The following is a 14,306-nucleotide window of genomic DNA, read 5'->3' as shown; positions in this document are numbered from 1 at the left end:
AGAATGACAGTATGAACGATTACAATTGGGACGATCGAAATATCATTACCTTCGATAAACCAGAAGATGTGGCGCTTTATACCACTGACTTGCATGTATGGTATGGATCAAATGAAGCCATCAAAGGCATTGATCTACAATTTGAAAAAAATAAAATCACCGCATTGATCGGACCTTCCGGTTGCGGTAAATCAACGTATCTGCGTTCTTTGAATCGAATGAATGACGGGATCGCAAACACGAGAGTCACAGGAAACATCATGTATAAAGGAGTCGACGTCAATACAAAAGAAGTCGATGTCTTCGAAATGCGCAAGCGTATCGGCATGGTTTTCCAACGACCAAACCCTTTCAGTAAATCGATCTATGACAACATCGCCTTTGCTTTGCGACGTCATGGAGAAAGAAACAAAAAGAAATTGGATGAAGCAGTCGAAACCAGCTTGAAACAAGCCGCACTTTGGGATCAAGTAAAGGACAGCTTAGACAAAAGTGCTTTGGCATTGTCCGGTGGACAGCAGCAACGTCTGTGTATCGCTCGAGCAATTGCGATGAAACCAGATATTTTGCTTCTAGATGAACCAGCTAGTGCCCTTGATCCAATCTCAACAGGGACAGTGGAAGAAACTCTTATCAACTTGAAAAACGACTATTCAATCATCATCGTGACCCATAATATGCAGCAAGCTGCTCGGATCAGCGATTATACTGCCTTTTTCTACTTAGGAAATGCGATCGAGTACGATGAGACCCGTAAGATATTTACTCGTCCAAAAATTAAAGCAACAGAAGATTACGTATCCGGTCATTTTGGCTGAGCCGATTCGATCAGTAAACGGAGGCAAAACAATGGCAGAAGAAATTATTACATCGAAAGATCTGCATTTATACTACGGAAAAAAAGAAGCATTAAAAGGAATCGACCTTTCCATCAAAAAAGGCGAGATCACTGCAATGATCGGACCTTCAGGATGTGGGAAATCGACCTACTTGCGTTCTCTTAATCGAATGAATGATTTGATCCCTGGTGTGACAATTACAGGAAGTGTTGTCTATAAAGGGAAAGACATTTATAGTCCAAAGCAAGACATCGTTGATTTGCGCAAAGAAATCGGGATGGTTTTTCAACAACCGAATCCTTTTCCCTTTTCAATTTACGAAAATGTGATTTATGGGTTAAAATTAAAAGGAGTCACGGACAAGGAGATTCTTGATAAGACGGTAGAAGAAAGCCTGAAAGCAGCTTCTGTCTGGGAAGATGTCAAAGACAAACTTCACCAAAGTGCGCTTTCTTTATCAGGTGGACAACAGCAGCGGGTTTGTATCGCTCGGGTATTGGCTGTCGATCCAGAAATCATTTTGCTGGATGAACCAACCAGTGCGTTAGACCCCATTTCATCAGGGAAAATCGAGAATACCCTTCTAGCACTGAAAGAACGCTACACCATGATCATCGTGACTCACAACATGTCACAAGCTTCAAGAATCTCAGATAAAACCGCGTTCTTTTTGGACGGCAACTTGATCGAGTTCAATGACACGAAAAAAGTGTTCCTAAGTCCAAGCAAAAAAGAAACAGAAGATTATATCTCAGGAAGATTTGGTTAGGAGGAAAAGGGATGTTGCGTACACAATTTGAAGAAGAATTATTAAATTTACACAATCAATTTTATGAAATGGGGATGCTAGTCAGCAGTGCCATTCATAAATCTGTGCGAGCATATGTCAGACATGACAAAGAAATTGCGCAGGAAGTAATTGAAAATGATTTGGCGATCAACAATATGGAAGTTCGTTTAGAAAAAAAGAGCTTTGAGATGATTGCTTTGCAACAACCAGTAACGACCGATCTACGAATGATCATTACTGTAATGAAAGCCAGCTCTGACTTGGAGCGGATGGGGGACCATGCGGTATCCATTGCGAAGTCAACGATTCGGGTCAAAGGCGAAACGCGGATCGCCGAAATCGAAAAAGAAATCTCAGATATGTCGGATTACGTCAAAAAAATGGTTGATAATGTCTTAGTGGCGTATGTAAAAACCGATCAAGATGATGCCCGCATGATCGCTCAAATGGACGATCGGGTCAATGAATATTACAAAGACATTTATTACAAAACGATCGAGAGTATGAAAGAAAATCCAGAAACAGTTGTCAGTGGGACCGATTATTTATCCGTTGCTCAATACTTGGAACGAATCGGTGACTACGTAACGAATATTTGTGAATGGATCGTGTATCTTGCTACTGGGAAAATCAGTGAATTGAATACAAACCGTACGGAAATGATTTAAGAAACCAGCTTGGGTTCTTGATCATGTATCTCTTTTAAAAGAGATGGGACGGACCGTCGAAAGCAGTTGTCCTTTAAGGAGTAACTTCTCTCGGCGGTCTTTTTGATTTGGAAGAATCGCTTCAATCGATGACGTGAACAGGATAGGCAGAATAGAAAATGGCTCCTCCATAAAGATGGCCAATGGAAATCGATTCTATCGTCCCTGAAATTTACTAGTTGAGCCGTCTATTCTTTTCGTCGCCGACCTGCAGTGAAAGGAGCAATCGCTCATTTACTCTAGCAGACCTATTCCTCAAGAGTTCTACTAGCTGAAACTTTTGTTTCTATTGGTTTTTCGTGGTACTGTTAATAATAGGAAGATCGTTTTGAGCCTAGTGTAATGAAGAAAAAGTGTCGGTTTTGCTTGCCAATCTGCAGATTGAGAAAAACTTGGTACTTAAGACCTATGACACTTTTGCAAAAACAAGGCATAATAGGTTCGTAAGCTAAACTTGCAATCACACATTTGCTGAAGGAGGCAATTTCCATGAACGAAAGAGAACGTATATTGGATCTAGTAAAAAAAGGTGTGCTTTCTACAGAAGAAGCCTTGGATTTACTAGAAGGTATGGCAAAAGCCAAAGACGAAAAACAAATTAACAAAGCTGCTGCTGAGGTAACCGCGGATAAGAATGCGACAAGCCCATTTGATGATACTGAAAACGACGATGAGATGTTCACGTTTGACGGCGAAGAAAAACTTCGTCAAAACGAAGCGCAAGACAAAGAAAATCTTGAAAAGATTCTCGATGGTTTAGCAACGGAAGCCAACCAAGCATCTGCTGAGTTGGACGAAATCAATGCTGAAATTCTTGGCGTCAAAGAAGAATTAAAAGAAGCACAAGAAACACTGATGCAATTGAACACCAAAGAAGAGTTGGATCATTTGTCAGAAGATGAATTGGCTACGCGTCATGAAACAGAAGCGACCATTACTGCATTGGAAGAAACCTTAGATGGGTTATCTGAAGAAAAAGCAGAATTGGAAGCAAAATTAAAAAATATTCGCAAAGACCAATGGTCTCAAACAAAAGAAAAAATTTCTCAAAAATTAGATATTCCAGAGGATTGGAAAGAGCAAGCGACTGACACCTTTAACCAAGTAAGTGAAAAAATGGTCGATGCCAGCACACACTTCGGACACTTCTTGAAGAAAACAGTTCGGGCAGTGACAGAGTCAGTCAATGACAACATGGAATGGAAAGACATCAACTTGAAAGTTCCTGGTGTTGCAGCGACAAAATTTGAGCACACATTCAGCTATGATGAAACGGCAGCGACATTGATCGATGTGAAATTGGCAAACGGCAATGTTTCCTTCCAATTATGGGATGAACCAGGGGTCAAAGTAGATGCCAAAATCAAACTATATGGTAAAATGGATGCGGCGGAGCCTTTCGATGCTTTTGAAGCAAGAAGCCAAATCAATGTCGATGATGAACGCATCTCTTTCCAAATTCCCAACAAACGCATTCGTGCCGATCTCGTTTTCTACTTGCCAAAACGTACCTATGATCATGTGGCAGTGAAATTGCTGAACGGCAATGTTACATTCAATGAATTGGATGCGAAAGATGTCTATACAAAATCAACAAACGGCAATATCGATTTCCGCAAAGTAAACGCATCGATGTTAGAGATTGAAGGCGTGAATGGAACGATCACTGTTCAAGAGGGTGAGATTTTAGATGCCATTATTGAAACGGTGAACGGCGACGTTACGTTGACAGCAACGCCACAAAATACCGGTATTTCTTTAGTTAACGGCAACATCCGTGTGACCTACAAAGAAGAAACGGTCCAAAAATTAAACGCCAGCTCTGTAAATGGGAATGTCAAAGTAGCATTACCGACAGGAATCGGTTTTGAAGGGATCGCAAAAACAAGTTTAGGTAGCATCAACAATCGTTTAAGCGAGATGGAAGTTGTGCGTGAGAAAAAAGAACGCCTAAACCAACTATTGCAATTCCGTCGGGTTGCCGATAAAGTCGCTCAAATCGATCTATCCACAACAACAGGAAATGTCTTTATCAAAGATACAGACAAATAAGAATCGCTGGGTTTACACTCATTAAAGAAAAGAAGGAAGGTGTAGATAAATGAACAAAAAATTAACAAAATCAGCCAATAACGTTGTCATTACAGGTACTCTAGGGGGTCTGGCAGAATACTTGCGAATTGATCCAACCATCGTTCGCGTGATCTATGTCTTTCTATCTTTAGTGACTGCTGGGTTCCCTGGAATCACTTTATATATCATCATGGCGGTCTTGATCCCTTCTGGTCGCAAGAGCACCTCAGGATATGGCCACGACAATCACTACTACAAACAAAACAAATACAATGAAGCAAATCGTCCCCGTAAAGAAGCGGAAAAGGTGGAGGATGAGGACTGGAGTGACTTCTAGTGTCTTATTTTCAACGGCTTATCATGAATACACTGACGTTTGTCACATTGGCGGTTTTATTACCAAATATGATCCATGTTCAAAGCATTATGACTGCAGTGATCGCCAGTTTCGTACTGTCGATCCTGAATGCTTTGATTAAACCAATTCTGATCGTCATTTCATTTCCATTGACTTTACTGACGCTTGGTTTCTTCACTTTTGTGATCAATGCGCTCATGCTGAATTTGACTTCATATTTTGTGGGGTCAGCCAACTTTGGCTTCTCCTCGTTTGGGGCAGCGCTATTAGTGGCACTGATCATGTCAGTGATCAATATGATCGTGACCGAACACCATATCGAAAAATATTCACGTTAAAAAGACGTTTCACGTTTTCTCCCACTAGCTATGAAGCTAGTGGAGAAACGGAAACGTCTTTTTTTAGTTTAACTGTTCTTCTTTGATAGCAGCAAGGTACGTATCTACTGCCTGTAACGTCTCATCAAGCGCCCCTTTTTCAAAAGGTGAACGCAAATGAGCAAGAGACAGGATCTCAAGGAATGTTTTCGTGCCGCCGACTTCGCAGATGGCCAAATAATCTTGCCAAGCGGTTTCGTCTTTAGCCACGATGAATCGATACCAAAATTGGAACGCACACACTTGCGCCAATGTATAATCGATATAATAGAAAGGTGATTCAAAAATATGCCCTTGTCTAAACCAATACAAGCCACGATCAAGGTCTGGATATTCTGAATAATCCCGTTCTGGGCAATACTGGCGCTCTAATTCCCGCCAACGGGCTTTGCGCTGTGCTGGTGACCACTCAGGATGCTCATAAACATCTTGTTGGAAGTGATCCACTAAAACGCCATAAGGCAAAAATTGCAGGCTGCTAGCAAGATGCGCAAATTTGTATTTTTCTGTTTCTTCTTCAAAAAAGGCATCCATCCATGGCCAGGCGATAAACTCCATCGACATTGAATGGATCTCGCAAGACTCATAATTGGGAAAGAGAATTTCCGGTTCTTTGATCCAACGAGAGCGAAAGGCTTGAAACGCGTGGCCAGCTTCGTGGGTCAAAACATCGACATCGCCAGAAGTGCCATTAAAGTTGGCAAAGATAAATGGCGATTGATAGTCTTGGATAAACGTACAATAGCCGCCAGATTGTTTGCCTTTTTTGCTTAGTAGATCAAGTAGGTCATGCTCGACCATAAAATCAAAAAATTCGCCAGTTTCAGGGGATAGTTCCTGATACATCACACGGGCTTTTTCTACTAGTTCTTCAGGAGTTCCTTTAGGCTCTGCGTTACCACTAGGATAAACAAGCGGCAGGTCGGTAAAGGTTGCCTGAGTCAATTGATTACGCTGCGCCTGTCTTTGGTACAGTTTTTGGGTAATTGGGACGACTTTTTCTAAAATTTCCCGACGATAGGTTTCGATCATTGAACGATCATAGTCCCAACGATTCATTTGGGTATCCGCAAAGGCAACATAATTTTCAAAGCCGAGCTTGTGAGCGATCTCGGTACGAACCTTGACCATCTCGTCATAAATTTGATCAAAACGGTCTTCATTTTCCGTGAAGAAAGCCGTTTGTTTTTCAAACGCTTCTTTTCGAACACCGCGATCTTTGTTTTCGGTAAATGGTCGCAGTTGTGCGAGGGTATAGGTTTCTCCTTGGAAGTCGATTTGGGCAGAAGCGACCAATTTGCTGTAATCAGAAGCCAATTGGTTTTCTTTTTGAAATAATTCGATCAAGGCCTCATCAAAAAGCTTCACACGGCTTTCGGCAAATAAAAAAAGTGTTTCTGGATATTCGGCTTTTAATTCATCTAAGACAGGTGAAGCCAGGAGTGCTTGATAGAATTGAAAATCCAGAGCTTCAAAATGAGGCTGGTATTCATTCCAAAAGGTGTCTTCTGCTTCATAAAAGGCATCGTTGGTATCGATCGAATAGCGGATCGAAGCCAAGTTCATTGCGGTATCGATCGTTCCTCTTAGTTCGTTCAAAGCATCAAGAGCTTGCTTCGCCTCCGTGAAGGTATCGGCTGACTGAAGGTTTGCTAATGCTTTTTTGAATGTTTCTTGATAAACTGGAAAATCAGGGCGTTGATACTTGTATGCTGAAAATTTCATTAAAAATCCCTCCTTAGTAAAATAATAACACAAACGAAAAAGAATGAGGACTTCTATTGGCGAAGGTAGTAACTTTACTGATAGAATGATAAAATAGAACCAGAGTGTCGTTTACAAGAAACAGCGGCAAGAATCATTGAGAAAAGAGGGAAAACCTATGGCAGAAACCGTCAAAGTCAGCGAGCTGGCGGAGGCTTTAAATTTAGAGATAGTTGAAGGAACTGAAAACAGTTTAGAAAGAGAAATCATTACCGGCGATATTTCCCGACCTGGTTTGGAATTGACGGGTTATTTTAATTACTATTCCCATGATCGTCTGCAATTATTCGGCAGCAAAGAGATCACCTTTGCGGAACGAATGATGCCAGAAGAACGCTTGATGGTGATGCGCAAAATGTGTGCCGAGGATACCCCAGGGTTTATCGTTTCTCGCGGCTTGGAAGTACCAGCAGAAATGATTCAAGCCTGCAAAGAACATGAGATCACAATTTTGCGTTCGCCCATCTCAACCTCACGTCTGCAAGGAGAGCTTTCTAGTTTCCTCGATGGGCGCTTAGCCACAAGAACCAGTGTCCATGGGGTATTAGTGGATGTCTATGGACTAGGCGTTTTGATTCAAGGCGATAGCGGAATTGGGAAAAGCGAAACAGCCTTAGAGTTGATCAAACGTGGGCATCGGTTGATCGCTGACGATCGGGTGGATGTGTATAAGCAAGATGAATTGACTTTGGTAGGGGAACCGCCGAAAATCTTGCAGCACTTGATCGAGATCCGCGGAATCGGGATCATCGATGTCATGAATCTTTTTGGTGCCAGTGCCGTACGAGGGTATATGCAGGTTCAAGTAGCGGTGTATTTAGAAGCTTGGGCGAAAGACAAAAAGTATGATCGACTAGGAACCGATGATACGACGGTTGAAATTGGTGGCGTCGATGTACCACAAATCAAGATCCCGGTAAAAACTGGTCGAAATGTTGCGATCATTATCGAAGTCGCTGCCATGAATTTCCGAGCGAAAACGATGGGCTACGATGCAACGAAGACCTTTGAAAATCGATTGACGCAATTGATCGAAGAAAATTCTGGAAACTAGAGAGGATAAGATAGATGTTAGGTTTAGTAAATCGAGTCGCATTTGAACTATTTGGTTTGCCGATTTATTGGTATGCGATCATTATCGTATCAGGCGTGATCATTGCTATGTGGTTAAGCACGAGAGAGGCGGTTCGTGTCGGGCTCAAGCCAGATGATGTGACTGATTTTATGTTGATTGGATTGCCAGTAGCGATCATTGGTGCGCGGCTTTATTATATTCTATTTGACTTGCAATACTACATTGATGACCCAAGTCAAATTTTCAATATTCGCTCTGGTGGGATCGCCATCTACGGCGCACTGATCGCCGGGGGGATCTGGCTATACTTTTTCTGCCAACGAAATTTTATTTCTCCCTGGACCTTCTTAGACATCGCCGCACCAAGTGTCTTATTGGCACAAGGCATCGGGCGTTGGGGCAACTTTATGAACCATGAAGCATTTGGCGCTGAAGTCAGCCGCTCCTTCTTAGAAAGTTTGTATATACCGAAATTTATTATCGATAATATGTATATTGATGAAGCATATCGGCAGCCGACCTTTCTTTATGAATCGGTTTGGAACGTGATTGGATTTATCGTTTTGATCTTCTTGCGTAAGAAAACTGGGTTATTAAAAGAAGGCGAAGTCTTCTTGAGCTACTTGATTTGGTATGGATTCGGGCGCTTCTTTATTGAAGGAATGCGTACCGATAGTTTATACTTATTTGGTGGAATCCGTGTGTCACAGGCACTTTCCGCTTTATTATTCTTCGGAGCGATCGCTTTACTGATCTGGCGCAGGAAAAAACAAGCGTTAAAGGATTACAACCGCAGCTTTGGTAAGAACCAAACGATTATCTAAACAGTTATTTTATCGAAATTATGGTAAAATGATGAAGTGCATGAATTTGCGAAAAGGATAGAGGAGGTTTCCATAGTGAAACAGAAAATCGCCGTCTTAGGTCCCGGATCATGGGGGACTGCTTTGGCACAAGTCTTGTCTGAAAATGGACATGAAGTGACTATTTGGGGGAACAATCCCGCCCAAATCGATGAAATCAATACGTATCATACGAATCGGCATTATTTGCCAGATCTGAAGCTTCCTGAAAATATTCTAGGCTGTAAAGATTTAGAAGAGGCGATCCAAGGGGCAGATGCCGTCTTGTTTGTCGTACCAACTAAAGCGATTCGTGCCGTGGCACAAGAATTCACTAAGAAAACAACTGGCAAGCCAGTCATTATCCATGCCTCAAAAGGGTTAGAACAAGGCAGTCATAAACGAATCTCAGAAGTACTTGCCGAAGAGATCCCAGCTGATAAACGGCAAGAAATCGTTGTCTTGTCAGGACCATCTCATGCGGAAGAAGTCGCTGTCCATGATATCACCACGATCACGGCAGCTTCAGAAAATGAAGCGGCTGCTAAGTATGTACAAGAGCTATTTATGAATGATTACTTTAGAATCTACACGAATAACGATGTGATCGGTGTCGAAACTGGCGCCGCTTTGAAAAACATCATCGCCATTGGTGCCGGTGCTATCGCAGGACTTGGCTTTGGGGATGATGCGAAGGCAGCGATCATGACCCGTGGGTTAGCAGAAATCAGTCGTCTTGGTGTGGCAATGGGTGCCAATCCTTTAACCTTTATCGGATTGAGTGGGGTTGGCGATTTGATCGTCACTTGTACCAGTGTCCATTCACGAAATTGGCGTGCAGGAAACCTATTAGGAAAAGGCCATAGCTTAGATGAAGTATTAGACAATATGGGGATGATCGTTGAAGGAGTTTCAACCACAAAAGCTGCCCGCGAATTAGCAGAAGCTTTGTTGGTGGAAATGCCAATCACAGAAACGATTTATTCGGTCTTGTATGAAGGCAAAGACATCAAGCAAGCAGCGAAAGATATTATGCTGCGAGACGGCAAAGAAGAAAACGAATTTTCGGTAGATCAATCATTATGATTAAAGGAGCGAGTCACATGAATGTCAAAAAAGCAGTTATCCCAGCAGCCGGTCTGGGTACCCGATTTTTACCAGCTACAAAGGCAATGGCAAAGGAAATGTTGCCGATCGTTGACAAACCAACGATTCAGTTTATCGTGGAAGAAGCTTTACAATCGGGGATCGAAGATATTTTGATCGTCACAGGGAAAGCAAAGCGTCCAATCGAAGACCATTTCGATGCCAATTTAGAATTAGAGATGAATCTAAAAGAAAAAGGCAAGACGGAGCTTTTGAAATTAGTGGAAGAAACAACTGACGTAAATCTTCATTTCATTCGCCAATCTCATCCGAAAGGATTAGGCCATGCCGTATTACAGGCTCGGGCATTTGTCGGAAATGAACCGTTTGTAGTTATGCTAGGTGATGACTTGATGGAAGATCAAGTACCGTTGACGAAACAGTTGATCGATAATTATGAAAAAACGCATGCATCAACGATCGCTGTCATGGATGTTCCTCATGAAGATACATCAAAATACGGGATCATTGATCCTGGTATGGAAGTTGAAAAAGGCTTGTTCAATGTCAAAAACTTTGTGGAAAAACCAGCGCCAGAAAATGCGCCAAGTGATTTAGCAATTATTGGCCGCTACTTGTTGACCCCTGAAATTTTTGATATTTTAGCCAATCAAGAACCAGGTGCTGGTGGCGAGATCCAATTGACGGATGCCATCGACACATTAAATAAAACCCAACGCGTGTTTGCTCATCAATTTACCGGCAAGCGTTACGATGTTGGAGACAAATTCGGTTTCTTAAAAACAAGTATCGAGTATGGTCTAGTGCACCCTGAAGTCAAAGACAGCTTGAAAGAGTATTTGATCGAGTTAGGAAAAGAACTAGCTCCGGCTCAAAAAGAAGTCAAAGAAGCACCGAAAGCGTCAAAAAAATAACAAAAACTCCTAAACAAGGCGATTTCTGATGAAATTGCTTTGTTTTTTTATTATTTCCTGTTGAAAGCGGATAATTTTCTTAAAAATGCAGTCTTTTATTTGTAGAAAGTGCAGTGAAATGCTATTCTTAATATAAGTAAATGGGGAAAGGAGCCATTCTATGTCAGGAGGAGAACTAGCTGCATTGATTGCTGCGATTGCATTTGTCGTATTGGTCATTTTCGTCGTTCGTTTGTTGATGCAAGTCAGCAAGACAATGACCAAAGTAGACAAAACGGTCGAAGAGGCAAACACAACCATCCGTGTCATTACTAAAGACGTTGATATTCTTTCAAAAGAGGTTGAAGGTCTTTTGGTAAAAACGAATGAGCTTTTACAAGATGTGAACGGAAAAGTCGCAACCATCGATCCTTTGTTCACAGCAGTTGCAGATCTAAGTACCAGTGTTTCAGAACTAAATGTTTCTGGAAAAAATTTAATTACGCGCGTGGGTAGTCTTGGCCGGACCACTGCCAAAGCAACGGTAGCTGGAAAAGTCGGTCAAACAGCCATGAAAATTTTCAAAGACAAAAATAACCAAAAATAAAAGGAGGACTTTCAATGAGTAAAAAAGGCGGATTTTTATTAGGAGCAATCATCGGAGGAACAGCGGCAGCAGCAGCAGCACTTTTGTTGGCGCCAGAATCTGGTAAAACATTAAGAAATAAATTAGCAAAACAAGCAGACGATTTATTAGATAAAGCATCTGATTATGGTGATTTAGCCAAAGAAAGAAGTACGGATCTTGTCGATATCGCTAAAGACAAAGCGGCAAAACTAAGCGAGCAAGCATCTGACTTCACCGGTTCTTTAACAGCGAAAGTCGATGACTTAAAAGAAACAGCAGCTGGTTCATCAGAAGAAACCGTTGAAGAGTTAAAGAAACAAGCAGGTGATCTTTCAGAACGCTTCAAAAAATCAGCGAACGAGGTCAAAGAATCAGCGAAAGATGCCAAAGTAGACGCTGATGACACGGTGCAAGATATCATCATTGATGCAAAATCTTCTGCAGCGGATATGAAACAAACCGTCAAAGAAGGGGCACAAGAAGCAAAACCTGTCGTTGAAGAAGCCAAAAAAGACGGTCAAGCAGCCGCAGCTGATTTGAAAAAAGAAGCTGGAAAAGCAGCAGATGATGCCAAAAAAACAGCGAAAGCAGAAACAAAAGATGCCAAAGCTGACTTAGAAGATGCGAAAGAAGAATTAAAAGATACATTAGAAAAAAACAATCCTGAAGCATAAGTAAGGATAAAACTTGATTGCTTTAAAAGATAAAAACGTTCGCCAGTTAAATCGGCGAACGTTTTTTGTGATTTTGGTAGTTATTCGTTTGATGCTTGGGTGATTTCCCAATCGCAAAGTTGATAGAGCCAATCCTGCAGGTGACTGAATGGAAAGCCAATTTCCTCAGCGAGACCAACATTGATCGAATAAGCAGGTGTACCATTATAAGGGCCTTGATCGCCTGTTTCTGAAAAGAGCGGGGAAAGACCAGTTTTTTTCGTTACGTATTGCAGCACTTCTTCTAAGGAAACTGTACCTTTTGACGCACCATTGATGGGTCCTGTGAACGAGCTAGTACCTAGAAACGCTAAAAATTTACCAGCCTCTTGGGCATCCACAAAGCCCATTTGATGCGTTAGATTATCGACAGCCATTGGCTTTTGCTTTATCAGATGGTCAATGTAAAAGGTAAAACGTTTTGTGTAATCATCTGCACCGATCACATAAGGAAAGCGGACAAAAACGGACGGGATTTGACTGTATTTTTGGGTCAGGATCTCTTCCACGGTTCGCTTGCCTTGTGCATAATCGACCTCCTCAGAGCCAACCAGTCTGAAGGGTTCTTTAGCAGGGTCAAAATCCGCTTCAATCAAATCGAAGTGTAATTCATGGTACGCAGACATTGAGCTAGTAACGATGTAGCGCTTCGGTGTGACATGACGCAGGAGAATCTCAATGTCGTTGGAAGTATAAGCAATATTGTCGTAAATGACCTCATAGGTTTCTTTTGTTAATGCCGTTTTGATACTTTCTTCGTCGGTGCGATCGAAGATGATTCTGTTGACTTGATCGCCAAAGGAATCTTTCGTGTTCCCTCGGGTAGCGATCGTCACGTCCAATCCTTGATCAATTAGTGATTGGACCAAATATTTACCGAAAAAACGCGTGCCGCCTAAAACCAACACTTTTTTACTCATAAGAACACTCCTTTTCATGTAATGCTAACATGTTGCGCCGTTTCATTAGGAAAATCAAGATAAGATCAATAATTCTTTTGCTGTCTTGGTAAAAGGTACACAGCCATCTGCAGTGACATACACACAGTCTTCAATGCGGACACCGACCTGATCTGGTAAATAAATGCCCGGTTCGATAGAGAAGCACATACCTTCTTCGATCACTAAATCATTGCCAGTGATCAAAGAGGGGAACTCATGAACCGTGGTCCCGATGCCGTGACCTAGACGATGGTTGAAGTAGTCGCCGTAGCCATAGCCAGTAATCACATCACGAGCAATCTTGTCTAATTCTCCAGCGGTAATCCCAGGTTTGACCGCTGCTTGCGCTGCTAGTTCAGCTTCAAGAACGATGTCATAAATTTTTCTTTGTAATGCAGTCGGTTCTTTATAGGCAACCGTTCTGGTTGCATCACTGCAATATCCTTTCCAAACGACCCCTAGGTCAAACAAGACGAGTTCATTGGCTGTCACTTTGCGGTCACCAGGTACGCCATGAGGACTTGCTGCATTGGCACCAGCTAACACCGTCGTATCGAAGGACATATGGGAAACCCCACGCTTTTTCAACTCGTACTCAATTTCTGCCACGATTGCCATTTCGCTGACGCCTTCTTTGATGGCAGCAAATCCAATCTCAAAAGCAACGTCTGCCCAGTTGCCAGCTTCTAGCAAGGTGTCAATTTCAGCAGCCGTTTTGGTTAACTGCATTTTTTGAATGACCGGAGTCACATCTAAAGAAAAATCGGTCTGTGGCAAAAACCGTTTCAATGCTTCATAGCGCTCGACGGAAAGGTCATTTTTTTCTAGTGCCAAGGAAGAAACTTGGTAACGAGAGGTCAATTCCTGACAGATTTTCGCCCAAGGGTCTTCGCTATCGAGATAACCGATAATGTCAAAGGGCCAGCCACTATTTTTTGCTTCTTCTACTTCCAGAGCTGGTGTGAAAAGAAAGGGATCTTTTCCAGGTGCGACAAACAAAGCAAGGACCCGTTCATGAGGTTCACTTTTAAAACCTGAAAAATAAGCGATCGTTGCTGGATTAGAAATATAGGCAACATCTGCGCCATTGGTTTTCAACCAGCCATTTAACTCATTGATTTTTTTATCATTCATTTGAAAAAACCTTCTTTCAAGTATTCTTTTTCTATTTTATCATGCTTTAGAAGAGAATAGGGGCG

Annotated in this window: 15 protein-coding genes; 12 read left to right on the top strand and 3 right to left on the bottom strand. The window is 42.0% G+C overall.

The annotated features are described in order from the left end of the window. Positions 1-11: 11 nt before the first annotated feature. The 6 genes from pstB (Q1X33_RS00775) (at position 12) to Q1X33_RS00750 (ending at position 5,105) form a co-directional block, all read left to right on the top strand. Positions 12-818, top strand: a complete 807-nt coding sequence (pstB, locus tag Q1X33_RS00775; RefSeq protein WP_005225783.1) for a phosphate ABC transporter ATP-binding protein PstB — start codon at positions 12-14, stop codon at positions 816-818. Positions 819-849: 31 nt separating this feature from the next. Next, positions 850-1,608 (top strand): phosphate ABC transporter ATP-binding protein PstB, encoded by a 759-nt coding sequence (gene pstB / locus Q1X33_RS00770; protein ID WP_005225784.1) that lies wholly within the window; start codon positions 850-852, stop codon positions 1,606-1,608. A gap of 11 nt (positions 1,609-1,619) precedes the next feature. Then, entirely contained in the window at positions 1,620-2,297 is a 678-nt protein-coding gene (gene phoU, locus Q1X33_RS00765) for a phosphate signaling complex protein PhoU (protein WP_005225785.1), read from the top strand. A gap of 528 nt (positions 2,298-2,825) precedes the next feature. Next, positions 2,826-4,388, top strand: coding sequence for a daptomycin-sensing surface protein LiaX (gene liaX / locus Q1X33_RS00760; protein ID WP_034868502.1), 1,563 nt, complete (start codon positions 2,826-2,828; stop codon positions 4,386-4,388). Positions 4,389-4,437: 49 nt separating this feature from the next. After that, positions 4,438-4,746, top strand: a complete 309-nt coding sequence (locus Q1X33_RS00755) for a PspC domain-containing protein (protein ID WP_005225787.1) — start codon at positions 4,438-4,440, stop codon at positions 4,744-4,746. Beyond that, the gene (locus Q1X33_RS00750) at positions 4,746-5,105 is read left to right on the top strand and encodes a phage holin family protein (RefSeq protein WP_005225788.1); all 360 of its coding nucleotides are present in this window, start codon (positions 4,746-4,748) and stop codon (positions 5,103-5,105) included. Before Q1X33_RS00755 ends, Q1X33_RS00750 begins: the two co-directional genes overlap by 1 nt. 63 nt (positions 5,106-5,168) lie before the next feature. Here Q1X33_RS00750 and Q1X33_RS00745 read toward each other — a convergent pair whose 3' ends face one another. Continuing rightward, a complete protein-coding gene (locus tag Q1X33_RS00745) occupies positions 5,169-6,869 on the bottom strand; it encodes a M3 family oligoendopeptidase (RefSeq protein WP_005225789.1) in 1,701 nt (566 codons plus the stop codon). 157 nt (positions 6,870-7,026) lie between these two features. On the opposite strand from Q1X33_RS00745, the gene hprK reads away from it, so the two are divergent. The 6 genes from hprK (at position 7,027) to Q1X33_RS00715 (ending at position 12,127) form a co-directional block, all read left to right on the top strand. Further along, entirely contained in the window at positions 7,027-7,962 is a 936-nt protein-coding gene (gene hprK, locus Q1X33_RS00740; RefSeq protein ID WP_005225790.1) for an HPr(Ser) kinase/phosphatase, read from the top strand. A gap of 14 nt (positions 7,963-7,976) precedes the next feature. Continuing rightward, a complete protein-coding gene (lgt, locus tag Q1X33_RS00735) occupies positions 7,977-8,807 on the top strand; it encodes a prolipoprotein diacylglyceryl transferase (RefSeq protein WP_005225791.1) in 831 nt (276 codons plus the stop codon). A gap of 75 nt (positions 8,808-8,882) precedes the next feature. Next, positions 8,883-9,911 (top strand): NAD(P)H-dependent glycerol-3-phosphate dehydrogenase, encoded by a 1,029-nt coding sequence (locus tag Q1X33_RS00730; RefSeq protein ID WP_301969455.1) that lies wholly within the window; start codon positions 8,883-8,885, stop codon positions 9,909-9,911. Between the two features lie 17 nt (positions 9,912-9,928). After that, on the top strand, positions 9,929-10,846 hold the full coding sequence (gene galU, locus Q1X33_RS00725) for a UTP--glucose-1-phosphate uridylyltransferase GalU (RefSeq protein WP_005225793.1): 918 nt from the start codon (positions 9,929-9,931) through the stop codon (positions 10,844-10,846). A gap of 160 nt (positions 10,847-11,006) precedes the next feature. Then, positions 11,007-11,432 carry a DUF948 domain-containing protein gene (locus tag Q1X33_RS00720; RefSeq protein ID WP_005225794.1) on the top strand — a complete coding sequence of 142 codons (426 nt, stop codon included), beginning with the start codon at positions 11,007-11,009 and terminating at the stop codon, positions 11,430-11,432. A 14-nt stretch (positions 11,433-11,446) separates the two neighbouring features. Beyond that, positions 11,447-12,127 (top strand): YtxH domain-containing protein, encoded by a 681-nt coding sequence (locus tag Q1X33_RS00715; RefSeq protein ID WP_016610287.1) that lies wholly within the window; start codon positions 11,447-11,449, stop codon positions 12,125-12,127. 80 nt (positions 12,128-12,207) lie between these two features. Here the strand turns inward: Q1X33_RS00715 and Q1X33_RS00710 are convergent, their stop codons facing one another. Further along, positions 12,208-13,086 carry an NAD-dependent epimerase/dehydratase family protein gene (locus Q1X33_RS00710; protein WP_005225796.1) on the bottom strand — a complete coding sequence of 293 codons (879 nt, stop codon included), beginning with the start codon at positions 13,084-13,086 and terminating at the stop codon, positions 12,208-12,210. 54 nt (positions 13,087-13,140) lie between these two features. After that, the gene (locus Q1X33_RS00705) at positions 13,141-14,241 is read right to left on the bottom strand and encodes a Xaa-Pro peptidase family protein (protein ID WP_005225797.1); all 1,101 of its coding nucleotides are present in this window, start codon (positions 14,239-14,241) and stop codon (positions 13,141-13,143) included. Positions 14,242-14,306: the final 65 nt, after the last annotated feature.

The organism is Enterococcus sp. B2E4 (genome assembly GCF_030499455.1).
Taxonomy (GTDB): Bacteria; Bacillota; Bacilli; order Lactobacillales; family Enterococcaceae; genus Enterococcus_D; species Enterococcus_D casseliflavus.
The sequence above is the reverse complement of the archived record's forward strand: the minus strand, read 5'-3'. Positions and strand labels throughout refer to the sequence as shown.

What these genes read in the sequence shown, in the direction of transcription:
- pstB (WP_005225783.1), top strand. Translation starts at nt 12, where the DNA reads ATGAACGATTACAATTGGGACGATCGAAATATCATTACCTTCGATAAA.
- pstB (WP_005225784.1), top strand. Translation starts at nt 850, where the DNA reads ATGGCAGAAGAAATTATTACATCGAAAGATCTGCATTTATACTACGGA.
- phoU (WP_005225785.1), top strand. Translation starts at nt 1,620, where the DNA reads ATGTTGCGTACACAATTTGAAGAAGAATTATTAAATTTACACAATCAA.
- liaX (WP_034868502.1), top strand. Translation starts at nt 2,826, where the DNA reads ATGAACGAAAGAGAACGTATATTGGATCTAGTAAAAAAAGGTGTGCTT.
- Q1X33_RS00755 (WP_005225787.1), top strand. Translation starts at nt 4,438, where the DNA reads ATGAACAAAAAATTAACAAAATCAGCCAATAACGTTGTCATTACAGGT.
- Q1X33_RS00745 (WP_005225789.1), bottom strand. Translation starts at nt 6,869, where the DNA reads ATGAAATTTTCAGCATACAAGTATCAACGCCCTGATTTTCCAGTTTAT.
- hprK (WP_005225790.1), top strand. Translation starts at nt 7,027, where the DNA reads ATGGCAGAAACCGTCAAAGTCAGCGAGCTGGCGGAGGCTTTAAATTTA.
- lgt (WP_005225791.1), top strand. Translation starts at nt 7,977, where the DNA reads ATGTTAGGTTTAGTAAATCGAGTCGCATTTGAACTATTTGGTTTGCCG.
- galU (WP_005225793.1), top strand. Translation starts at nt 9,929, where the DNA reads ATGAATGTCAAAAAAGCAGTTATCCCAGCAGCCGGTCTGGGTACCCGA.
- Q1X33_RS00720 (WP_005225794.1), top strand. Translation starts at nt 11,007, where the DNA reads ATGTCAGGAGGAGAACTAGCTGCATTGATTGCTGCGATTGCATTTGTC.
- Q1X33_RS00715 (WP_016610287.1), top strand. Translation starts at nt 11,447, where the DNA reads ATGAGTAAAAAAGGCGGATTTTTATTAGGAGCAATCATCGGAGGAACA.
- Q1X33_RS00710 (WP_005225796.1), bottom strand. Translation starts at nt 13,086, where the DNA reads ATGAGTAAAAAAGTGTTGGTTTTAGGCGGCACGCGTTTTTTCGGTAAA.
- Q1X33_RS00705 (WP_005225797.1), bottom strand. Translation starts at nt 14,241, where the DNA reads ATGAATGATAAAAAAATCAATGAGTTAAATGGCTGGTTGAAAACCAAT.